The sequence below is a fragment of the Vibrio sp. QJM3NY_27 genome, from assembly GCF_057785955.1.
The window spans coordinates 1329801-1352535 of record NZ_CM173512.1 but is presented as its reverse complement, the minus strand read 5'-3'; the positions used below and the strand labels follow the sequence as shown (position 1 = coordinate 1352535).

18 protein-coding genes are annotated in these 22735 nt (G+C 44.1%); 11 read left to right on the top strand and 7 right to left on the bottom strand.

What is annotated here, in order from left to right; all coding sequences use genetic code 11:
• Window positions 1–58: 58 nt before the first annotated feature.
• Window positions 59–712 carry a GTP cyclohydrolase I FolE gene (folE, locus tag AC3CIA_RS21635; RefSeq protein WP_004731548.1) on the bottom strand — a complete coding sequence of 218 codons (654 nt, stop codon included), beginning with the start codon at window positions 710–712 and terminating at the stop codon, window positions 59–61.
• Window positions 713–928: 216 nt separating this feature from the next.
• On the opposite strand from folE, the gene moeA reads away from it, so the two are divergent.
• From moeA to AC3CIA_RS21600, 7 genes are all read left to right on the top strand, one after another.
• On the top strand, window positions 929–2164 hold the full coding sequence (moeA, locus tag AC3CIA_RS21630) for a molybdopterin molybdotransferase MoeA (RefSeq protein ID WP_488519037.1): 1236 nt from the start codon (window positions 929–931) through the stop codon (window positions 2162–2164).
• 12 nt (window positions 2165–2176) lie between these two features.
• Window positions 2177–2926 carry a molybdopterin-synthase adenylyltransferase MoeB gene (gene moeB, locus AC3CIA_RS21625; RefSeq protein ID WP_488519653.1) on the top strand — a complete coding sequence of 250 codons (750 nt, stop codon included), beginning with the start codon at window positions 2177–2179 and terminating at the stop codon, window positions 2924–2926.
• 255 nt (window positions 2927–3181) lie between these two features.
• Complete coding sequence (locus AC3CIA_RS21620; RefSeq protein WP_488519036.1) at window positions 3182–5317, top strand: LruC domain-containing protein; 2136 nt, start codon at window positions 3182–3184, stop codon at window positions 5315–5317.
• Between the two features lie 11 nt (window positions 5318–5328).
• Window positions 5329–5943 (top strand): hypothetical protein, encoded by a 615-nt coding sequence (locus AC3CIA_RS21615; RefSeq protein ID WP_488519035.1) that lies wholly within the window; start codon window positions 5329–5331, stop codon window positions 5941–5943.
• A gap of 185 nt (window positions 5944–6128) precedes the next feature.
• The gene (locus tag AC3CIA_RS21610) at window positions 6129–6443 is read left to right on the top strand and encodes a hypothetical protein (protein ID WP_428783844.1); all 315 of its coding nucleotides are present in this window, start codon (window positions 6129–6131) and stop codon (window positions 6441–6443) included.
• A gap of 71 nt (window positions 6444–6514) precedes the next feature.
• Window positions 6515–7363 (top strand): sulfurtransferase, encoded by an 849-nt coding sequence (locus AC3CIA_RS21605; RefSeq protein ID WP_488519034.1) that lies wholly within the window; start codon window positions 6515–6517, stop codon window positions 7361–7363.
• A gap of 394 nt (window positions 7364–7757) precedes the next feature.
• Entirely contained in the window at window positions 7758–10049 is a 2292-nt protein-coding gene (locus AC3CIA_RS21600) for a putative bifunctional diguanylate cyclase/phosphodiesterase (protein ID WP_237298232.1), read from the top strand.
• A 125-nt stretch (window positions 10050–10174) separates the two neighbouring features.
• On the opposite strand, the gene AC3CIA_RS21595 is transcribed toward AC3CIA_RS21600, so the two are convergent.
• The 3 genes from AC3CIA_RS21595 to AC3CIA_RS21585 are packed head-to-tail and all read right to left on the bottom strand — an operon-like array spanning window position 10175 to window position 13475.
• On the bottom strand, window positions 10175–11365 hold the full coding sequence (locus tag AC3CIA_RS21595; RefSeq protein WP_488519033.1) for a patatin-like phospholipase family protein: 1191 nt from the start codon (window positions 11363–11365) through the stop codon (window positions 10175–10177).
• Window positions 11355–12401 carry a DUF2955 domain-containing protein gene (locus AC3CIA_RS21590; RefSeq protein WP_488519032.1) on the bottom strand — a complete coding sequence of 349 codons (1047 nt, stop codon included), beginning with the start codon at window positions 12399–12401 and terminating at the stop codon, window positions 11355–11357. Before AC3CIA_RS21590 ends, AC3CIA_RS21595 begins: the two co-directional genes overlap by 11 nt.
• Before the next feature lie 9 nt (window positions 12402–12410).
• Complete coding sequence (locus AC3CIA_RS21585; protein ID WP_488519031.1) at window positions 12411–13475, bottom strand: HlyD family secretion protein; 1065 nt, start codon at window positions 13473–13475, stop codon at window positions 12411–12413.
• A 98-nt stretch (window positions 13476–13573) separates the two neighbouring features.
• Between AC3CIA_RS21585 and AC3CIA_RS21580 the strand changes: the two genes are divergently transcribed.
• Window positions 13574–14452, top strand: a complete 879-nt coding sequence (locus tag AC3CIA_RS21580; protein ID WP_488519030.1) for a LysR family transcriptional regulator — start codon at window positions 13574–13576, stop codon at window positions 14450–14452.
• A 171-nt stretch (window positions 14453–14623) separates the two neighbouring features.
• On the opposite strand, the gene AC3CIA_RS21575 is transcribed toward AC3CIA_RS21580, so the two are convergent.
• Entirely contained in the window at window positions 14624–15628 is a 1005-nt protein-coding gene (locus AC3CIA_RS21575) for a sugar-binding transcriptional regulator (protein WP_054545652.1), read from the bottom strand.
• Window positions 15629–16085: 457 nt separating this feature from the next.
• Here AC3CIA_RS21575 and tal point away from each other — a divergent pair, with 457 nt between their 5' ends.
• Both tal and tkt read left to right on the top strand, forming a co-directional pair.
• Entirely contained in the window at window positions 16086–17036 is a 951-nt protein-coding gene (gene tal / locus AC3CIA_RS21570; protein WP_029224345.1) for a transaldolase, read from the top strand.
• 90 nt (window positions 17037–17126) lie between these two features.
• A complete protein-coding gene (gene tkt, locus AC3CIA_RS21565) occupies window positions 17127–19118 on the top strand; it encodes a transketolase (RefSeq protein ID WP_065207112.1) in 1992 nt (663 codons plus the stop codon).
• Window positions 19119–19306: 188 nt separating this feature from the next.
• Here tkt and AC3CIA_RS21560 read toward each other — a convergent pair whose 3' ends face one another.
• Both AC3CIA_RS21560 and AC3CIA_RS21555 read right to left on the bottom strand, forming a co-directional pair.
• A complete protein-coding gene (locus AC3CIA_RS21560) occupies window positions 19307–20869 on the bottom strand; it encodes a methyl-accepting chemotaxis protein (protein ID WP_488519029.1) in 1563 nt (520 codons plus the stop codon).
• A 177-nt stretch (window positions 20870–21046) separates the two neighbouring features.
• Window positions 21047–21514: an Lrp/AsnC family transcriptional regulator gene (locus tag AC3CIA_RS21555; RefSeq protein ID WP_017086398.1), complete on the bottom strand. Its 468-nt coding sequence runs from the start codon at window positions 21512–21514 to the stop codon at window positions 21047–21049.
• A gap of 153 nt (window positions 21515–21667) precedes the next feature.
• Between AC3CIA_RS21555 and AC3CIA_RS21550 the strand changes: the two genes are divergently transcribed.
• The gene (locus AC3CIA_RS21550) at window positions 21668–22633 is read left to right on the top strand and encodes a hypothetical protein (RefSeq protein ID WP_488519028.1); all 966 of its coding nucleotides are present in this window, start codon (window positions 21668–21670) and stop codon (window positions 22631–22633) included.
• Window positions 22634–22735: the final 102 nt, after the last annotated feature.

Sequence of the window (22735 nt, the reverse complement as noted above, 5' to 3'; positions counted from 1 at the left end):
AGCAAACAATAAAAACGGAGCATAATGCTCCGTTTTTTTAATCTTAATCGGTTTAGTTCTAACGCAGGCCGTGTAAGAACTCATGGCGCGTTGCTGGGTTTGATCTAAAAATACCGCCCAGTGCTGTTGTTGTCGTTTCACTGGTTGCGTCCATCACCCCACGCGATTTCACGCAGTAGTGAACAGCATCCATAGTTACAGCAACGTCATCGGTTTCTAGTAGCGTTTGTAATGCAACAAGGATTTGCTGCGTCATGCGCTCTTGAACTTGAGGACGTTGAGCAAAGAAACGAACAATTCGGTTTATCTTCGAAAGACCAATGATCTTACCTTGCGGAATGTAAGCCACTGCGGTTTTACCATCAATGGTGACTAAGTGATGCTCGCATGTGCTGGTTACGGTAATGTCTTTTACTCGTACCATCTCACGAACACCCATCTTGTTTTCGATCACGGTGATTTTAGGGAAATTGGCGTAATCCAAACCAGAGAAAATCTCATCCACATACATTTTCGCAATACGTTGTGGTGTTTCTTCCAGACTGTCATCTGCAAGATCAAGTTCAAGGAGAGTTAGAATCTCACGCATATGGTGTTCGATTCGTTCCTTTTTCTCTTCTCGGCTAACCTGGTTAGGACGCATTGGTGTCTCTAATCCGCGGCTTGCTAGCGCATCTTTAACCAACTTCGCTGATTCGCTAAGACCTGACATTCAACTTCCTCTTTTATTGCCCCTTCTGGATGGCAAACAAGGATACTCGGAATTTTGAATAAATACACCCATATTTTAAGGGAGGTCATTATTTACGGGGCTTAAACTATGCTAAAGTGGCTGCAATTTCGTTGGCGAACAACCGTGATTTGATAATTATTAAACCACCATTGCCAACCACTAAATCAAAATAATAACGACCAAAGGATTTCAATTATGGGCTGTTGCGACGCTCCGGGCTTAATGCCAATTGAAGAAGCACTAGATAAGCTGCTATCACCAATTAAACCAATCCAAACGACTTTATCTCTACCTCTTGCTGAAGCATTAGGTTATGTCCTTGCTGAAGATATTCTTTCCCCTATTTTCGTACCTCCTTTTGATAACTCAGCAATGGATGGCTATGCATTGCGCTTAGCAGATCTAGAAAACGGTAAAGTACTACCATTAGCAGGCAAATCTTTTGCAGGCCAACCGTTCGAAGGTAAATGGCCAAGCAATACCTGTATTCGCATTATGACTGGCGCAAAGATCCCTGAAGGTTGTGACGCCGTCATCATGCAAGAAAATACGGCCGAAACTGAGGCTGGTATTGAGATTCAACAAGACAACATAAAGCTGAACAATAACATTCGCCCTACTGGTGACGACATCAAACAAGGCGATATCGTTCTTAGTCGCGGTGAGCGTTTAACACCTCGTGACATTCCAATGATTGCTTCATTGGGTGTGAGCCACGTGACAGTGTTACATAAGCCTAAAGTCGCGTTCTTCTCTACTGGCGATGAGCTAAAGCCATTAGGTCAACCTCTTGAAGACGGTCAGATCTACGACAGTAACCGTTACGGTATTAAACCATTAATCGAAGCCTTTGGTTGTGAAGCTATCGACTTGGGTATCATCCCAGATTGTCCTGCGACGCTTAAAGAAACCTTCGAAAAAGCACAGCAAATAGCAGACGTGGTTGTGACTTCTGGTGGCGTGAGTGTTGGTGAGGCGGATTACACCAAAGACATTTTGGAAGAAATCGGCCAAATCGGCTTCTGGAAACTGGCAATCAAACCGGGCAAACCGTTCGCATTCGGTGAATTAGATAACGCGTGGTTCTGTGGCTTACCGGGTAACCCAGTGTCGGCAATGATGACCATGTATGTTTTGGTTCAACCTATGCTGGCTAAACTGGCTGGCCACACCGCATGGACAGCACCAGAATCGATCCCTGCTATTACCAAGTCTGCATTCAAAAAAGGCCCAGGCCGTACTGATTACCAACGTGGTATCTACTCGATTGAAAACGGTCAGTTTGTAGTAGAAACAACAGGTAACCAAAGTTCAGGCGCTTTCCGCTCAATGAGCTTAGCAAACTGCTTTGTGGTCCTAGAGCGTGAACGTGGCCGTGTTGAAGTCGGTGAAAAGGTTCAGATTCAACTGTTTAACTCGACGCTTTACTAACGAGGCTTGATGATGGAAATACTGTCCGATGCTGAGATGCTTCGCTACAACCGTCAAATCATTCTTAAACAGTTTGATTTTGAAGGCCAAGAAGCACTGAAACAGAGCTCAATCTTGGTACTGGGTGCCGGCGGCTTGGGTTGTGCCTCTGCTCAATACCTAGCGACTGCCGGTATTGGCAAGCTGACACTGATCGACGATGATGTTGTCGAACTTTCAAATTTACAGCGACAAGTGCTTCACAGCGATGCTGATATTGGTAAAAAGAAGGTGGATTCAGCCGCTGAATCGTTACAGGCACTGAACCCTCACCTGACGATTGAAACTGTTGATCACAGGCTTGATGATCAAGCACTTGGCAAGTTGATTGAAACACACTCGCTTGTTCTTGATGCCAGTGACAACGTTGAAACGCGCAATCAACTCAACCGCTTGTGTTACGCCTCTAAAACGCCACTCGTATCAGGTGCAGCGATTCGCATGGAAGGTCAGATCAGTGTATTCACTTATCAAGATGCTGAAGCACCATGCTACCAGTGCTTAAGTGCCCTATTTGGCAACGCTGCTCTAAGCTGTGTTGAAGCAGGTGTGATGGCGCCTGTTGTTGGCATGGTAGGCGCAGCTCAGGCTTTGGAAGCTATCAAGGTTATTGCCAAGTTTGGACAACCAAAGCAAGGCAAGCTTTTGATTCTTGATGCCATGTCGCACAGTTGGCGCGAAATGAATTTAATGAAGATGCCTAATTGTTCAGTGTGTGGATAAACTAAATCATATCCCCTATTATCGAAAACCTAAGCCTTGACTATATGTCAGGGCTTTTTTAGGTCCCAACATCAGCTTCTCAAATCGCTTTATCAATTTGAAAGACTTTATGAGAGATTAGTTTCATTTGAGTTCTCATTTTGAGAATACAATAAAAACCCCAAGATCATAAAATATAAACAATAAAAATCAACAACTTAAAATTGGCACGTAACTTGTACAAGTATTTAGACCTTCCATGACAAGGATGTAAATATGAGAATTACAACGTTAAGTTTGCTATTAAGCGCGCCATTGGTCGCCAACGCAGCGCCCTTCGATACATGCCCGAGTAAGGCTTACCTCTTTCAATCGACCCCAGTGCAAGTTTGGGGCGTTAACCTAGTGACCGGCTCAACCACTCTGTTAGAAGACGATACGGGTATGAATGCCAATATCAATGGTGTCGGTTTCGACTTTCAAGACAGATATATCTATGGCTATGACACAACCAACAAACGCTTAGTGCGCCTTGGCCAGGATTTCCAAGCCGAAGTGATTAACGCTAGCGGCTTACCAACCGACCATACCTTCTATGTAGGCGATGTCTACGACCATGTTTACTACCTCTACCGCACCGGTAAGGGGCTGTTCACTGTTGATCTATCCCCTCTCGATTCAGATCCTAATGCAACTGTTACGGTCAACAAAATCGCAGGAAGCCCAGCAACTGTAAGATTGACTGATTTTGCCTTCCACCCAAGTGATGGCTCTTTATATGGTATCGACAATAACTCTGGTGGTTTGTACAGCTTCAATCCTACAACTGGTGCAGAAACCTACATCGGTGATACTGGAGAAACTGGCACATTCGGCGCAGGTTATTTCGATGTAAACGGCTACTACTACGTATCTCGAAATCAAGACGGTAAAATATACCGTATCAACTTATCTCCAGACAACGCGGCCAACATCGCAGCTGGGATTGTTCCTGCCGTTGAGTTTGTATCGAATGGCCCAGCTTCTGGCCAAAACGATGGTGCTCGCTGTGCTAATGCCCCAGTTGTTGATGAAGATTCAAATATCGACTTCGGTGACGCGCCAGATAGCTACCTGACTCTTCTAGCAAGTAATGGCCCTCGACATGAACTTGATGGCATCACATGGTTAGGTACAACACCTCCAGATGCGGATTTGGATGGTTATGTCACACCACAATCAGACGAAACCGTTGGAGTGGATGATGAATGGGCAAACGGGGGTATCGGTTTTGTTACCGCGCTTGAAGCCGGACTTGATTCAAGAGTTGTGATTGAAGCTTCAACAACCGGTTACCTTTCAGCTTGGATCGACTGGAACCAAGATGGCAGCTTCGATGGTGCCAACGAGCAAGTGTTTACAGATTACGCGCTCGATGCTGGTGAAAACGATCTGTTCCTAAATGTCGATATCAACGCACTAACGGGGACTACTTGGGCTCGCTTCAGATTCAGCCAACAAACCAACCTGAACTACTTTGGTGGTTCAACCTCTGGCGAGGTAGTTGATATTCAAGTTGATGTTCTTAACGACGGCGCTACAGCCCGTTACTTCCCAAGTGCTTCTGGTTACGCAACCTTGGCGTATGAAGATAACTGGCCTTATAAAGCCGACTACGACATGAATGATGCCGTGCTTATGTATCGAATCACAGAAATCCTAAAAGACGGAAAAGTGGTGAAATCCACCATCGACGGTCGCCTAGCTGCTGTTGGTGCAACCTATAGAAATGGTTTCGCCGTTCGTTTACCAAACCTTGCTCCAAACTCGGTAGACAGCGGTAATTCTTACATGAAACACAATGGTGTCTTTACTGACTTGGACATGGAGGAAGGACGTAGTGAGGCGATATTTGTTGCCGCCGAGGACTTAACTTCGAAAATAGACACGTCATGTACTTTCTACCGAACCAGTAACTCATGTAAAGAAAGCGAGCAGTTCTCTTTCCAAATCGGTATCAGCTTGTCTGACTCAGGTATCAGTACCGACACATGGACAGACATGCCTTACGACCCGTTCATCTTTGCAACACCGGGTTACTATCACGGTGAAAATCTACCTCTGCACCCAGGGCGCAGTTGGGAAGTTCACTTGCCAGACCAAGCACCAACAGAAGCCTTTGATACGGCTAATCTCTTTGAGGCTGGATTAGGCGTCGATGACAGTAATCCATCAACAGGTAAATACTTTAAAACAGCAGAAAATCACCCTTGGGCTCTCATAGTAACTTCGGATGACGAATGGGAGTGGCCTCTAGAGTACGTCGATATTGTGACCGCTTACCCAGAGTTTAAAGAATTCGCAGAATCCGGCGGTGACACGAACCAAACATGGTACCAATCACCTGCAGACAACCAACGTTACGAACCATAAGGAGAGACGTTATGACTATTCACACTAAACAATATCGAGACAATCATTGCGTTGATTCAAGTCGCAATCTCTCTGAGGAAAAACGTATGTCTGTACAAAGCACTTGGAACATGAAGAAGTCACTAGCCGTTATTTTAGCTGCAGCTCCATTAGTACTAGCCGGTTGTGGGGGCGGCGGCGGTGGAGGCGGAAGTGCATCTACTCCATCGCCATCTACCCCCTCGACACCTGCAACCCCTTCGACTCCGGTAACAGCAACGCCTTCGCCGTCTCCCGCCACAAGTGCGGTAGCTGCGCAAAGCTATACGATGAGTGATTTGGTAGTACCTGACGGGTTTGACTACAGCTCTGTTGAACAATTTGATCTCGACATCGACATCAGCAGCATTTCGACAGACCGTTCTTTTGTGACCGTTTATAGCCGTTTCAGCACACGAGATGACTCTACCTTAAAACCAGACTACTCAAGTAAAGTGATTGCAGGTTCATTAAACAACGGAGTCTTTGCGTCTAACTTTACGGCTCCAGTCAATCACGACTCACTGTTGGTCGAAATTTGGTTTTATGATGGTCAACCGCCATTACAACAAGTGGTATCAAGCAGTGACTCCCAGATCGTTTGGTAATCGGCGGAGACAGTTTGGTAGTCAACAGGTGCAAAACTGATTCTGTATCAATCCAAAGTGAGCAGCGATGCTCACTTTTTGATCGTATAAGAATGGATAGCCACTCAAACTTTCTGATTGATTACATTCACTTTTCCGCCAATCTCACTTATATTTTTCAATATAACCTTCAAAGACTTACTCTCATGAAACAGTTTAAAATAGGTCTATTTATATTGATGTGTGGTGTGGGGGTGCTATTGGCCCTTACCTATTTCCCGCTAACATCTGAGACGGGACAACGCATTCAAGCCAAAGTGATTTCGAACACGCTCACTCAGTCCTTAGATGGACACAGGCGTTATCTTACGGTTCAGACAAAAGATAATGACGTATTTCGCGTCTCTATTACTCCAACCACAGACTGCCCTATTGATTCTGTGGTCGCGCTTGATACATTAAACAATCAAATAACCGGACAAAGCAGTTATCAGTTCATCCACTGTCGAGCTGCACAGTAGTAATCGACGCAACAACTGTATTCGCAAAAGCAACAGTAATCGCTAAAATAACAAGAATGGATATAACAATAATGAATCAGCCACTCATCTCACCAGAACAACTTCAACAACGTTTGCTAGAAAAAGACAACATCATCCTCCTCGACGCCAGTATCGAATTTCAGATTCCAAGTGAGTCAGAAAAGATCAAAGGACAAATGATTCCTGGTGCGATTCGTTTTGATTACGACAAAGACTTTTGTAATAAGCACACTCTGCTTCCTCACATGTTCCCGACAGAAAAACACTTCAACATACGTGCACAAGAAATTGGCATCAATCAAGACAGTACGATTGTGGTTTACGATAACGCCGGAACCTTCGCTTCGCCCCGTGCGTGGTGGATGTTTATGGCAATGGGACACAACAACGTATACATCTTAGATGGTGGTTTACCAGCGTGGATCGAAGCCGGTTACGCGACAGAGACTGACTATCGAACCGAAGTGAAAACGGGCAACTTTGAAGGCAATATTCAAGACAACTATTTTGTCAGTGCTCATCAGATTGAAAGTTACTCAACTGACAAGAGCGCAAACATTGTAGATGCGCGTTCTCAAGCTCGCTTCGATTCAGAAGTTCCTGAACCACGTGAAGGTTTACGCAGTGGCCACATTCCAAACTCAGTTTGCTTACCGTTCGCTCAGGTATTAAATGATGGCAAATTAAGAACTCAACAAGAGTTAATTGAGATATTTTCCACCATAGAGATCGCCCCTTCTCAACCTATGCTCTTTAGCTGTGGCTCTGGAGTAACAGCCTGCATCATATTATTGGCCGCTAAACTCGCTGGCTATACAGGTGAAATGGGCGTTTACGATGGCTCATGGACTGAGTGGGGCGCTAACGAGAAGCTACCTATCGCCGTAACTGAAAAGTAATTCAACTTCACTCAGTGCTACTGTTAATCTTACTGACATAGCGTGCATCGTGTTCATAAGAAGCTTATTCACCGTGAGAATAAAACCTCATGGAGTAAGCTTTTTACTCTGTAGCTAACGGCTACCTCCGCTTGAAGCCAGAGCTCGATTAGCGTTACTGCTATAAACGACGACTGTTTGCTAACTATAAACTGTGATTAACCATGGGTTATTCGTCATCAAAATTCTGAATACTAATATTTCGCTCAAGAATCTCTGCTCGTAGTCGTTACACTATTTAATCATTAATACTTTCATTATTGATATTTGTATCCTTCGTTGCATGAATCACGCTGACAATCCACTCGTTTGTCACTTGCTCTCTGTTTAAGTAGTAATTAACAAAAGGCATCTCATGGCTCTATTTAAGAAAAATATCTGGTCGCTGTATGTTCTGATCGTACTGCTTACCCTGATACTTTTCGCTGTGTTGGGCGTAAGCAAGTGGCAAGCAAACAGAGACGATTTCACGGAGCAACAGCACATTCAGGTAGAACTTTTTTCTAGCTCTGTTAGCTCGCTGATGACCAGCCAAGAAGCACTACTTGAAGTTGTTGGGCACCAGTTAGCCCAACAATCTGACTTTACTCGCACGGCTTCTATCCAGATTCGACCAATATTAGATAAGCTACTTGATACTCACCCCGCGATAGCCGCATTTGGGTTACTTAATCCTGAAGGTGATTACCTTGCAATTAGCTCGAACCTACAGCTATCCGATCAGCATAATTTGCTTAACGACTCATACACCAGAGATTCATTTCTCGAGGCCATGTCTAGCGAAAAAATGGTGTTGGGACGTACCTATTTCCAGGACTCACTTAACAGCCTAGTAATTCCGCTAAGAAAGTCGATTTCAATCGATGGCAAGCACGTCGATGCAGTCATGACTGCGGGTTTGCGTTTGGACAGTACGATCGTATTTGAAAGCAACGCACACGCAGGTAGCTACAACACGTTAACCTTGCTTAGAACAGACAACTATCGTCAGTTCTTTTCTAGCGACATCGAATCTCTTGACGCCTATTTGAAACCTGTTGCTCACGACCTGATGAAGCGCATTACCAAAAATTTTTTAGAACAAGTGAATGTCAGTGTCAAAGAAGCAAAAACAGGTAAAGACACGTACTCTTTCAGTATCAGTGACGACACATATCACTCGCTCGTTAGCGCTAAATACATTCCAGACTACAAGCTTTGGGTGGTCGGCCGTACAGACCTATCGCACGTCGATGGCATATTCGTAAAAGAGTTTGGCATTCTTTTTGTTGCCTTTATTTTTCTTCAATTTGGTTTCTACTTTTTAGTAAAATCGATTGCCAAGAACGAACAACGCACTCGAAGCCAACTCATCTACCAAGCGAATCATGACCCGTTAACCTCTCTACCCAACCGTTTATACATGCGTAGAAACATTGGTAAATGGATTGAAGATGAGTCAGAGCCGTTCTCACTATTGTTTATCGATATCGATAACTTTAAATGCGTCAACGATACCCACGGGCACGACTTCGGTGACAAGGTGCTCAAGCAAATCGCTTTACGTTTGATGAGATTCCGCTCTCGAGTCAGCCTATTGGTGCGCGAATCCAGTGATGAGTTTTTATTCTTAACGCCTTTATCGAATGAAGTAGAAATTAAACGACTCGCCAAGCGAATTATTGAAGTGCTGTCTCAACCTTATGAAGTCGAAAGTGCGCAGTTCTTGTTAGGTTGCAGCATCGGCGTAGCGCGTTTTCCTGAACACGGAAAAGATTTAGATAGCCTGTTACGCTCTGCCGACATTTCCATGTACAAAGCGAAGCAGCAGCAAAACTCGTACAGTATTTTTACAACGGAGATGCAAGACGCCCACCTCTACAAAATGAAAGTAGAACAGAGGCTACGTATCGCGATCGAGAAACAAACTCTGTTCATGGTTTTCCAACCACTGGTCCGTGCTGATGAAAGTATTCACGGTGTAGAAGCACTCGTTCGCTGGATTGATGACGAGCTGGGTTTCGTTCCACCAGATGTCTTTATACCTGTGGCTGAAAACACTGGCTTAATGCAAAAGCTCGGCACTTTTATTATTGAGTCCAGCATTATGCAGATCGCCCATTTGCACCGAACGACGGAACAAAAAATCGGGCTTTCGATCAACATATCTGTTCGACAGTTTTCTCACCGATCTTTCTCTGAGCATTTATTTACAACGCTGGAGAGGTATCAGCTCTCCGCAAGTTGTCTAACATTAGAGATCACTGAAAGCCTGTTCATTGAAGACGTAGACATAGTAAAACCTATTTTCGAGGCCTTACACGAAAAGAATATTAAAATATCTTTAGATGACTTCGGTACAGGCTATTCATCACTAAGCATGTTGAAAGCACTCCCTATCGATGAACTTAAAATTGATAAGAGCTTTATTGAGAACATTGCAGTCGATCAACAGTCTCTTACCATGGTTCAAAACATCATCGCGATAGGTAAAAATTTCGGCATGGTGGTATTGGCTGAAGGCGTAGAATCGAACGAGCACTTCGCGATTCTAAAGGCATGTGGATGTGACTTAATGCAAGGCTATTACTTCTCTCGTCCTATTCCTTACGGTGAGTTGTACGAATTTTTATCTCCAGCCTCAGTCAAGGAAGTCGAACTGGCATAAACCGCAAGTTAACCAATAGCACCACTATTTCTACCCCTGGCTATTGCGACCTCAGAGTCTAATGAACCAAGAAAGTGAATTTACTGCCATGCCCCCTCAAAAGCATGGAGGTATTCAAATATAACTCAACCTGGATCCGGTAAGTTTCTACGCCATAAGTCACTATCTAGCGTTTTTTGATACCCATAGTCATACAATTTCTGCACATACTCTAAACTAAATGAACTTAGATCATCCTTCGAAAAATCATCATCGATATAGGCAAGATTAAAACCAATTTGGTTACGCTCACTGTAGTTATAAATATGCTCTATATCACCGATACTTTGACGACGAATCAATATTGATAACGCACGATAAGAAACTGATGTTAAGCCATTCTCTATCTCTTCAAACTCAGGTTTAAGAAAACCATTACGTATAACGTAAATGTTCTTTTCTATATTTTTGGGAACAAAGGTTTTTTGGAAACCCTGTGGAATAAGAAAGACCTGCCTTGAAACACCTCCATCCACATGCAATTCGTCGACCGTTCCCCCTCGATATGGCAATGTAATTCGAGTGGCAGGGAATAGCCCAGGAACGGCACTGCTCGCAATAATGATATCTTGTATCAACTGCTGGGCTTGAGGCGTTCCGATCTGGGCAATTTTTCCAACGTCCCAAATCGCCATTTTTTCATTGTCTAAGCTTGTTGTCGCGATAAGTAATATCCGCCCTTTGCTTCTCTCAACAGCAAGTTGATTGACCATTATAGCGTCGACAGCATCACGGACTTTGAATTCAAAACCACTAACATCCACCATTGAATTTCGAAAAGGTAACTGAAAAATTGAGTTACGTTTAAACATTTCATCGGCTGTCGTTCGCGTATAGTAACCCTTCAGTTTTTGATCGTATTCACTGCCTAAAAATGCAAATATCGACACAATCGCACCCGTTGATACCCCTGTAACAACATCAAATTCGGGTCGAGTTCCACTTTCACTCCATGCGTTCAAAACGCCCGCGGAGAAAGCCCCATTAAACCCACCCCCTGACAGCGCAAGATGGTTTACCTGCCCGGACTTGTTACTGTGCTCAACAAGAGATTCTATAGCGTGACTAAAGTCGTAATTATCAGTCGAGATAACGGACTCATCCCAAAACCTCAAACCCGGCGTGTCTAAGGGGTTTAACTGCTCAGAATTTAATAAGACGTTACGTTCAGGTGTATAGGCGCAACCCGATACCAACAACACGAATATTACGATAATGAACAACGCAGGTTTTGGTGTCATCAATGCTGTGTCTCTTTCAGGCGGCTTATACAGCACGATTTACCACCTTATACTCGAGTATTTTCTGCATCAATAAGATAAATAGAGCGCTGATCACTACTGCGATAAAAATAGAGCTAAATCGATATAAAATCGAGAAAAAGGCATCTTGTTCACCGGGAATAAGCACGGTTGTCAACGGCACCGTTAATGAAGCCATCGCAGAAGATGCTAAGGCCGACTTGAGCTTGCCTTGTGTGTGCCAATAACAAAATGGTCCCATCGCAATCGTGAATAAAAGCCAGTATAAAAATGCATTTGCGTACCATTGCCCTAATGTTAACTGCACCACTAAGCCTGCAGCACATCCTGCGGCAGTGCCAATCACTCTCACTTTGGCCATATCGACCGCGCCAGTACAAGTTAAAGGAGCTAAAATCACCAATATTGATGCGTAAGCCGCTGATGAGTCATACAGATCGACCACTTGGAAAACAATAAAAGATAGCATCACGACAACCCAAATCACCATAATTTGCGTGATGTCATACTGAATAGGGAGTTCTACCTCACCTTTCAGATTATCAGCGGGTTGATCTTGCTGCTGTTGATGTACCTCTTGCCGTTGCTGATATTGCTCATCACAAATCGGATCAGGAAAGAGCCAATACGCTATTGAACAGATAACAATATTCAATAAGCAATAAACCCCAATGGTAATAGAGATCTGCTCGACATCGATAAAGTCATAGCTACTTAGATGCAGTAATATAGAGACGACAATTAAGCCCATATAACCGACGACAAAGGTCTGCTTTTTTGTCATGGCGATACATTTAAACAAGAACATCACGGCCACAGCAGTCAGTAAAATAAGGGGATAGCTACCTAAGACTCCCCACAACACATTGGCCTGAATGATTGACCAAATAGCACTGACGAAAATGATCAGTAACAATGGCAAGTTCAAGCTATCGCTGATACTAAGGACAAAAAGAGGCAGCAAAATTGCCAAGAAACCCAGCTCCCAACCCATGGCCATACTAACAGCCAGACCAAAAGAACAACCAAACCATATTCGAAGTGTCTTCATCGCAACCGCCTAATAGATGAAATGAAACCAACTAATCAAACGGATACGCGTTTTTGCTACGAATCGCCAAAAACGGTTGTCGTTTGAATATAAAGCAAGCGTTGCGCGCGAACCTACGAATAACGGGCTTGGCAGTGCATCATCGCTTTGTAGGTTAATTCGAGTGCGCTGTGCATCTCGTACCCAACGGTTGTTCCCTTCAATCTGAGTCAATGTACCATTTGGATTTTGGTGTCCAGAAGCGACACCTAAGTCTCGACTCGCTACGCTGTAGTCAAAGATCTTCCCGGGATGAGCATCAAACGTAACCAGCGCTCGATAACGTTCTTGTACGTGAGCGACTGACTTTTCTCTGAAGTCTGCAGCGACCCACATAGAACCGTCAGAGATTAAGGTAATCAGCGGCATATTCGCGTTCGCCATTGCGCCAACTTCTAAACGCAAGTTAGTCACTACCCCCGCACTTTGTGAACGTACCGTCGTATTAGTCAAATCAAGCTTTGCTTGTCTTACACGGTTTTCAGCTAACAAGACATCTGTTGTTGGTATACCCGGCTCTCCTAAGCGCGCAACTAAAGTACCAAGATGATGTTGCTCAATTTCAAGAACTGAACTTGCCACTTGATACTGCTTGAACACATTATCCAAATTCGACTTTGATACGGCTTGGCTCTTAGCAAGCTCAGCAACTCGTTGGTAATCTGCACGCGCGTTTTCGTAGCCTGCTTCAGCTCTGGAGATACTGGCCATCGCCATCTTCTTTTGAGCGTATAGAGATCTTTCCTGCTCTTGAGCTGCTTTCAATGCGAGTTCAGCTTGCTCTAGTGCTATAACATATTTACCAGGGTCAAGAACAAACAAGATATCGTCCTTGTCTACCGCTTCGTTGTTTTTGACGAGGACTTCTGTGACCCTGCTAGTCACTTCAGGCGCGACTTGCACAACTTGACCATAAACACGTCCCTCTGTCGTAAAAGGAGCTCGACGATCAGCGACAATTAAATACACAAACGAGACAATAAACACGCTACCCAAAATTTTCATGACGCGTTGAAATACTTGCTTTTGCTGCATGATTTATCCTAAGCCTAAAGATTTTGTGCAATTATAGTCATAACAAGGTCATTCTGGTATGCTCATAAAAAGCCCCCATTTGAGCTAAAAATAGGACAATGAAAGCAAATTTTGACGATATCCGACTTTTTTCACAAGTCGTACTTCATGGCGGAATAAGTGCTGCAGCTAAAGCAAACGATATGCAGCGTTCCAAGGTTAGTCGTCGCCTAAAAGCTTTAGAATTTTCGTTGGGTTCAGAGTTGCTTATTCGCACGACACGCAATATTGAATTGACAGAATCTGGGAGACATTTTTACGAATTGGTGGCTAAGCAGGTTTATCATATCGAACAAGGAGTAGAAGCTTTACAGGAGAGCCAGAGAGATTTTAATGGTCTTTTACGTCTTGCGATTCCTTCGGCTTTGATGAGCTCAAGCATCTTTAACTCAACTATTGATGACTACTCAGCACAATTTCCCAACGTACAAATAGAAATTGAAAATCACCAAGACAGTGTAGATTTAAAACGATATGGTTTTGATCTACAAATACTACCTAATGTTGTTGAAGTCATTGATGATAGTTATATTCAGTTTAACTTACTGCAGTACGGATCTCGGCTCGTAGCGACCAAAAAATACCTAGAATCTCACCCATTCTGTGATACGTTAAATGACCTGAAACTCCATCGTATTTTATCCAATAGATACAGTGCAGACTTTCTTGATAAGTCCATTAAAGTACACTTAAAATCTGATGACCTAAACCTCTTACTCAAGTTAGCCTTACAACACCGCGGTATTGCTTTTCTACCTGATATATACCTGACACGTTCGGTTGACGATTCGAGCCTAGTACATGTATTACCCGATGTTGTTTTCCCAAAATTGAGCTTAACTATGCTCTACCCGTCTGCCAATTCTTTATCAAAAAAGACCCGTTCCTTTATCGACTTATTCAAGCTCAATTTAGAACAGAGTATTTCAATAGGTTAGAGGTCACCCTGACTATAATAAAGTTAATTTTATCAGTGTTTTACATCTAAATTATAAACAGAAATGCAAAACGGGAACCTAGATAGATTCCAGTTTTAGTGACGAATGAAGCTCATTTTCGTAAGAACAACAAGGGATAGGACAATAAAGTATATCTCCTTTGTCTTCTCTTTAGTTTTTATCAATCAGTTCAACATGCTTCATCTGCTCATCCAAGTTAAGTACCGTTAATGCATTACTTACACTGGTCGCAATCACGTCAACCACGCCAGTTCTTAACGCACCTAACAGAGCTAATGGCTTACTGTTCTCGGCAGCAATGGCGATTACTTCAGCGATAGGACGAAACTCTTCCAAACCTAAGCCGATGACTCGATCACTCATTACTGTGTTTGCTGCTTTGCCGTGTACGTCGAAAAAGTCATAACCCGCAAAGTCACCGACGACACCTTGTAGTAAACGAGACTGTACTACCTCACCCGCGGTAAACCAACCTAAGTCGACCATATAGCTGTTTTCACTCATATCACCGATACCCACTAATGCGACATCCGCTTTACGAGCTAGATCCAGTGTTTGCTTAACAGTACTGTTTTCCATAAAAGCGGTTTTTTGTGCTTTATTCTCTGCATAAGCAGGCGCATATAAAGTTTCTGATGAACCACCGTACTTCTTAGCTAGTTGTCTACATATATGGTCGGCATTAAACATACCGCCTCTTGGGTGAATACCGCCGATACCACATACAAACTTACAGTCACGCGGTGTAATCACCCCAGTATGGTGAGCAACCGACGATACGTTTCGACCTTGGCCTACTGTCACCACCATGCCGTTTTTCAGTGTACTGGTAAGATAGTTAGAGACTAAACCAGCCACTTGCAGTCGTTGCTTCTCTTCATTCGGTTGGTCTAGTGCAACCAGTGCCCGCTTCACGCCAAAGCGCTCGATCAAACGTTGTTCGATCTTCGCACTGAATACAGGATGGTATTTCACTGTAATCTCGACAATCCCTTCATCGCGAGCTTGCTTGAGCATTCGACCAACCTTTGCACGAGAGATAGAGAACTTTTTAGAGATCTCTTCCTGGGTGGCACCATCTTGATAGTAAGCAACCGCTACTTCAGTGAGGAGATCAGTGTTTTCTTCGGAAACATCTTGGATATTCTTACTCATATACCACTCAACCAATATTTAACAATTATTTTACCTGCTGTACTTCCTAATATAGGAGAGCTCAGTAAGTGATACACAAGCTTACACCCTGAACATATGTAACAACAAGGAACATTTGCTCAGCGTCATAACCATAGTTTCGTTGTTGATTAATTCACATCACTTTGTTCGTTAAACGTTTGCTTGCATACCCCATGATTACTAGAGCGAAATATATTTGACTGAAGTCACCATACGGCACTATTTACCGTTGACTTTGGGGCTAGATCGGATAAATATGGCTACATCATTTACTCATCGAGCGAACAAATGTTCTGTGCAAATGTTCGTTCGGAGAAAAATTTAAATTAATGTAAGTTAGGCTCACTGGTACAACCATGAGGAACTTCATTAGTTCGCTTGCAAATGCCCACACCTCCCATTAAAGGGGTGTTCTGCGATACATAGGATGATCAAAATGAGCAATAAATTAGAGCAACTTCGTAAACTAACAACTGTTGTAGCTGACACTGGCGATATCGAAGCTATCAGCAAGTACACTCCGGAAGATGCAACAACTAACCCATCTCTAATTCTTAAAGCCGCTCAAATTGCTGAGTACGCACCTCTAATCGATGCTTCTATCGAATACGCTAAAGCGCAAAGCGCTGATAAAGCACAACAAGTTCAAGACACTTGTGACATGCTTAACGTGAACATCGGTAAAGAAATCCTTAACGTTGTACCTGGCCGTATCTCTACTGAAGTAGATGCTCGTCTTTCTTACGACATGGAAGGCAGCGTTGCTAAAGCTCGTCAACTTATCAAAATGTACAACGACGCTGGCATCACTAACGACCGCATCCTTATCAAACTGGCTTCTACTTGGGAAGGCATCCGTGCTGCTGAAATCCTAGAGAAAGAAGGCATCAACTGTAACCTAACGCTTCTATTCTCTTTCGCTCAAGCTCGTGCTTGTGCTGAAGCTGGCGTATTCCTTATCTCTCCTTTCGTTGGTCGCATCATGGACTGGTACAAAGCGAAAGAAGGTCGCGATTTCGAAGCTTCAGAAGATCCAGGCGTAATCTCTGTTTCAGACATCTACAACTACTACAAAGAGCACGGTTACAAGACTGTTGTTATGGGCGCAAGCTTCCGTAACATCGGTGAGATCCTTGAACTTGCTGGCTGTGACCGTCTAACTATCGCTCCTCAACTTCTAGCTGACCTAGAAGCAGCTGAAGGCGAAGTAGTAGAGAAGCTAATCGACTCTAACGGTACTAAAGAGCGTCCTGCTGCAATGACTCACGCTGAGTTCCTATGGGATCACAACCAAGACCCAATGGCTGTAGAGAAGCTAGCTGAAGGCATCCGCAACTTCGCCGTTGACCAAGGCAAACTAGAAGACATGATCGCAGCTAAGCTGTAGTCACTACTGAATAAATAAGAGGAACGAATTTCGTTCCTCTTTTACATCTATCCACGAATTTTTAATTTCGAATCAATTTTGGAAGCAATTATGAACCGCAAACATCTAGCTAACGCGATCCGTGCTCTAAGCATGGACGGCGTACAACAAGCAAACTCTGGTCACCCTGGCGCACCTATGGGCATGGCTGACATCGCTGAAGTACTTTGGCGCTCTCACCTAAACCACAACCCGTCAAACCCAGAGTGGGCTGACCGTGACCGTTTTATCCTGTCTAACGGCCACGGCTCTATGCTGATTTACTCTCTGCTTCACCTAGCAGGTTACGAGCTTTCAATTGAAGACCTTAAGAACTTCCGTCAACTGCACTCTAAGACTCCAGGTCACCCAGAGTACGGCTACGCACCAGGTATAGAAACAACGACTGGTCCTCTAGGTCAAGGCATCACTAACGCTGTTGGTATGGCGATGGCTGAGAAAGCGCTGGCAGCACAGTTCAACAAAGAAGGCCACGACATCGTAGACCACTACACTTATGCATTCATGGGTGATGGCTGTCTGATGGAAGGTATTTCTCACGAAGCATGTTCTCTAGCAGGTACGCTAGGTCTTGGTAAGCTGGTTGCTTTCTGGGATGACAACGGCATCTCTATCGATGGCGAAGTTGAAGGTTGGTTCTCTGACGATACGCCTAAGCGTTTTGAAGCTTACGGCTGGCACGTAATCCCAGCAGTTGATGGTCACGATGCTGACGCTATCAACGCAGCTATCGAAGCAGCTAAAGCGGATCCTCGTCCTACTCTAATCTGTACTAAAACTGTAATCGGCTTTGGTTCTCCAAACAAAGCAGGTACGCACGACTGTCACGGTGCACCATTAGGCGCTGATGAAATCGCAGCAACTCGTAAGCAACTAGGTTGGGAGCACGGTCCTTTTGAAATTCCGTCGGAAGTTTACTCAGAGTGGGATGCGAAAGAAGCAGGCGCAGCTAAGGAAGCAGCGTGGAACGAGAAACTTGCAGCTTATGAAGCAGCATACCCTGAGCTGGCAGCTGAATTCAAACGCCGCGTAAACGGTGATCTTCCTGCTGAATGGGAAGAGAAAGCATCGGCAATCATCGCTGATCTTCAAGCTAACCCAGCAAACATCGCATCACGTAAAGCATCTCAAAATGCACTAGAAGCTTTCGGTGCTATGCTACCTGAATTCATGGGCGGCTCTGCTGACCTTGCGCCTTCTAACCTAACTATGTGGTCTGGTTCTAAGTCTCTTGAAGCAAATGACTTCTCTGGTAACTACATCCACTACGGTGTACGTGAATTCGGTATGACGGCTATCATGAACGGTATCGCTCTGCACGGTGGTTTCGTACCATACGGCGCAACGTTCCTAATGTTCATGGAATACGCACGTAACGCAATGCGTATGGCTGCTCTGATGAAGACTCAGAACATCCAAGTTTACACGCACGATTCTATCGGCCTAGGCGAAGATGGTCCTACTCACCAACCTGTTGAGCAGATCGCATCTCTACGTCTGACTCCAAACATGAGCACATGGCGCCCATGTGACCAAGTTGAGTCTGCTGTTGCTTGGAAACTGGCAATCGAGCGTAAAGATGGTCCTTCTGCACTTATCTTCTCTCGTCAAAACCTAGCACAACAAGATCGTGACGCTGAGCAAGTAGCAAACATCGCTAAGGGTGGTTACATCCTGAAAGATTGTGCTGGCAAGCCAGAGCTAATCATCATTGCAACGGGTTCTGAAGTTGAGCTAGCGGTTAGCGCTGCTGCTGAACTAACAGCTGAAGGTAAAGCGGTACGCGTAGTATCTATGCCTGCAACTGACGCTTTCGATAAGCAAGACGCTGAATACCGTGAGTCTGTGCTTCCAGCTGACGTAACAGCACGTATCGCAGTAGAAGCTGGCATCGCTGACTTCTGGTACAAGTACGTTGGCTTCGGTGGCAAGATCATCGGCATGACAACGTTCGGCGAATCTGCACCAGCAGGCGAGCTATTCAAGATGTTCGGTTTCACTACTGAAAACGTAGTAAACACAGCAAAAGAGATTCTTGCTTAGTCTGCTAATCCGTTAGCTGATTTCTAAGCACATAATAGAAAGCCCTACTCTTTTGAGTAGGGCTTTTTTGTATCTGTTGCCTGTTAATCTGTTATCTGTTATCTGTTATCTGTTCTTTTAGCTCACAAAAAAGCCCTGCAAATTTCGCAAGGCTTTCTCTTATCTCTCATTCAGCTTGTCTTTAACGGTTATTTCTCTTCGAAGCGCTTCGCCAAGTGATAGAACTCATTCACTTGCTCTTTTAGCTCAGTGGAGTGATCTTTCACGGAATGTGTTGCCACTAAGTTTTGCTCGGCGGTCGACGCGATAGACTGCATATGCAGGTTTACATCACTCGATAGCTGACGCTGTTTATGCGCGGAGCTTTCAACCGACTGCATCAAATCGTTCATCGATTGCATTAAGGTTTCGACTTCAGACAAGCGCTCTGCACTCACCTTCGCCACATCCCCACACGCGTCCGTTTGCTCTCGGTTCGCCAGAATATCCTTTTGCCAGCCTTCAATCGTCGCTAGCATGGTGTCGATACTCTCTTTGATCTGAACCGTCGCCTTTGACGTGCGACCCGATAGTGCACGTACTTCGTCGGCAACCACCGCAAAGCCTCGCCCTTGCTCGCCCGCTCTAGCCGCTTCAATTGCTGCGTTTAGTGCCAATAAGTTGGTCTGTTCGGCGATTCCACCAATCTCTTCCATTATCTTGCTGACACTTTGCGCTTGGTCGCTCAATTGGTAAGTCGTTTGAGTCGCCTTTTCAGCCTGTGAAGCCAAGCTTTCGAGGTTACGGTGTGTTTGATTAATACTCTCTTTCGCACCCGCACAGGTTTGCAGAGTAACGTCGACAATTTGATGCGCTTCTTCGGTACGAGATGACACTTCATTCGCGGTTACTTCAACTTCTTCAGTCGCCTCTCGTACTTGAAGGATGTCTTTTGTTTGTTGGTCTAAGGCTTCTGATACTTCAAATGACGTGGCATTCAGGTTGTCCGCCAAATCCTGCAGTGGCTTGGCTGAGTCTGTCATACGGCCTAACACTGTTCTGATTCGAGCAGACAGCAACTTCAGATGGAAATCGGCAATAGAGAACTGACTATTGCCTGAATAGACAAGGCGACTGACACTATCGAATTTAGATTGCAGCTTTTTTAACTGCAATGGAGTATCAATGACCTCTTGTCGGAAAAGCAATGCTAATGCGGAAACAGGAAGTAAGCTCAATAACCATTGCGATACTTGCCCTACTTCGATTAGGTTTGAAATCAAAGGGGCAGCTAAAGAACCGAGTAACACTGCGTAACGAACACTGTCACTGATCTGTAACGACCATTGACGACCCGACTTCTCAGCCTTCAATAAGCTTTGGTAAGCCTTATCCGCGACTTGTACCCATTCGTTTTTAGGCTTAACACGAACCGATTGGTAGCCACTCACCTTCCCGCCATCATAAATAGGGGTAACGTAAGCATCAACCCAGTAGTAACCACCAGATTGGGTTTTATTTTTTACGATACCGCGCCACGCTTTACCCTGCTTTAGGTTAACCCACATATCGGCAAAAGCCGCTTTCGGCATATCATTATGCCTCACGATATTGTGGTGTTGCCCTAGCAATTCTTGTTGGCTGTATTCTGCGATGCGACAAAAAGCATCATTACTGTAAGTAATCACACCTTTAAGGTCGGTAGTCGAGACAAGTTGTTCGTTTTCGCTTAGAAGCGTTTCACGAGATTGAGAAGATGAACTGACAGTCATTTATATTAACTTTTGTTAATTATTGTTTTAGGCGAGGAATATATACAATTATTAAAGTTATGACAAAATGTGAACGTCACATTTTATGTAAATGCCTGCTATTTATACAAAAATACGCCTGACACCTCACAAAGCTCAAAGCTTCACGTCTTTTCTCTTCTCTTCTCAAATTAGCGGTCATGACTCATCTAAGTTAACTGCAGTGGTAAATTTCACGGTTCTCATAGAAACAGAGGTATGGAACTTGCGAATGTTTAAATCTTTGCGCAGTACTCGTTCAACAAAATCTTCGTAGGCTTGAATGTCTTTGACCGTCACAATCAACATGAAGTCAAAACTGCCCGATATCTGATAGCACTGCGTGACCTCTGACGCCTTAGAAATAGAATGGCGAAAGATCTGATAAATATCCCCTCGGTCTCGTTCCATTTCTACGGACACAACCAAAGTCATCTTACTGCCTGTAAGTTCTGGGTTGATGATAGACACATCACTCACAATCACGCCTTCCTCTCTCAATCGTTTCACTCGCTTTAAGCAAGCCGGAGGCGATAACCCAACCATCTCAGCCAATGTGAGGTTTGGGATTCGGTTGTTCTTCTGCAGTTCAACGAGAATATTCCTATCTATACGATCAATTTCCATAATTTCTCAAAACTCTAATTTTGTGACCAATAATTTCTAATACTACAACAAATAAAAAATTGGAGTTGAATATTGATATAGATTTTGAAATAACCATCACAATAATCAAGGTAAGATCTTCTCATTCCAAACAATCGAACCATGGTCGTAACTATGAAATCAATCTATCAATTTTTTAAAGAACTCCTCAGAGAGATTTTCGATGTCACCTCGACTCTTTTCCGAATCATGATTCCAATCATCATCGTGATAAAGATCGTTGAAGAACTTGGCGGCGTCGTGATTCTTAGCGAATGGCTAAGCCCAATAATGCAAAGCGTCGGATTACCGAAAGAAATGGGCTTGGTATGGGCAACAACCATACTCACTAACATCTATGCGGGACTGATTATTCTTATTAATTCCGATGCTCCCTTAACGGTTGCTCAAGCCTCGGTTTTAGGCAGCATGATGCTACTAGCGCATTCATTACCGATTGAGGGTGCAATAGCTAAAAAGGCGGGTGTGAGTTGGCTGGCTACCCTATCAGTGAGAGTCGGTGGTAGCTTGGTGCTGGCATGGTTACTCAATCTCAGTTATCAATACGGGGATTTGCTCAACTACCCAGCAACCGTGCTTTGGCAGCCTGAAGTATCTGGAGACACTAGCTATCTTGGATGGGCTATTGAGCAGCTAAAGAGCTTTGCCGTTATCTTCATCGTGATATCAGCACTATTACTGCTACTCAAGATCTTAAAGATTCTAGGCGTTGAAAAGCTCATGGCAATATTGTTAAGACCATTCTTGAGACTACTCGGAATCAGCAAGGACGCGACTAACCTAACCATTATTGGAATCACGCTTGGTCTTTCGTTTGGCGGCGGCTTATTGATCAATGAAGCTAAAAAGGGACATATCTCTGCGAGGGATGTATTCACTGCAATCATGCTGCTCAATCTACTCCACAGTTTGATTGAAGATACACTTTTGATCATGTTAATTGGGGCTGATTTTTACACCATATTTTGGGGAAGGTTAGTATTCTCAGTGCTGGTTATCGCCTTAATATCAAACGTCATTAAGCGCATGAATCCACGTACTTGTGAACGTTATTTTTATCGTGATGTCTCTCAGTCATAAGTAAATCGCCAACGAGAATAAAAGGAAAAGAGCTCAAATACGGGTAATGCCGATCAGTTAAGAAATTTGTGAGATCATTTGACCGATCCTCAAAAGGCTTCA

Coding starts and splice junctions, on each gene's coding strand:
- moeA (WP_488519037.1), top strand. CDS start 929: ATGGGCTGTTGCGACGCTCCGGGCTTAATGCCAATTGAAGAAGCACTA.
- AC3CIA_RS21615 (WP_488519035.1), top strand. CDS start 5,329: ATGACTATTCACACTAAACAATATCGAGACAATCATTGCGTTGATTCA.
- moeB (WP_488519653.1), top strand. CDS start 2,177: ATGGAAATACTGTCCGATGCTGAGATGCTTCGCTACAACCGTCAAATC.
- folE (WP_004731548.1), bottom strand. CDS start 712: ATGTCAGGTCTTAGCGAATCAGCGAAGTTGGTTAAAGATGCGCTAGCA.
- AC3CIA_RS21585 (WP_488519031.1), bottom strand. CDS start 13,475: ATGCAGCAAAAGCAAGTATTTCAACGCGTCATGAAAATTTTGGGTAGC.
- AC3CIA_RS21605 (WP_488519034.1), top strand. CDS start 6,515: ATGAATCAGCCACTCATCTCACCAGAACAACTTCAACAACGTTTGCTA.
- AC3CIA_RS21555 (WP_017086398.1), bottom strand. CDS start 21,514: ATGGAAATTGATCGTATAGATAGGAATATTCTCGTTGAACTGCAGAAG.
- AC3CIA_RS21590 (WP_488519032.1), bottom strand. CDS start 12,401: ATGAAGACACTTCGAATATGGTTTGGTTGTTCTTTTGGTCTGGCTGTT.
- tkt (WP_065207112.1), top strand. CDS start 17,127: ATGAACCGCAAACATCTAGCTAACGCGATCCGTGCTCTAAGCATGGAC.
- tal (WP_029224345.1), top strand. CDS start 16,086: ATGAGCAATAAATTAGAGCAACTTCGTAAACTAACAACTGTTGTAGCT.
- AC3CIA_RS21580 (WP_488519030.1), top strand. CDS start 13,574: ATGAAAGCAAATTTTGACGATATCCGACTTTTTTCACAAGTCGTACTT.
- AC3CIA_RS21550 (WP_488519028.1), top strand. CDS start 21,668: ATGAAATCAATCTATCAATTTTTTAAAGAACTCCTCAGAGAGATTTTC.
- AC3CIA_RS21560 (WP_488519029.1), bottom strand. CDS start 20,869: ATGACTGTCAGTTCATCTTCTCAATCTCGTGAAACGCTTCTAAGCGAA.
- AC3CIA_RS21620 (WP_488519036.1), top strand. CDS start 3,182: ATGAGAATTACAACGTTAAGTTTGCTATTAAGCGCGCCATTGGTCGCC.
- AC3CIA_RS21610 (WP_428783844.1), top strand. CDS start 6,129: ATGAAACAGTTTAAAATAGGTCTATTTATATTGATGTGTGGTGTGGGG.
- AC3CIA_RS21575 (WP_054545652.1), bottom strand. CDS start 15,628: ATGAGTAAGAATATCCAAGATGTTTCCGAAGAAAACACTGATCTCCTC.
- AC3CIA_RS21600 (WP_237298232.1), top strand. CDS start 7,758: ATGGCTCTATTTAAGAAAAATATCTGGTCGCTGTATGTTCTGATCGTA.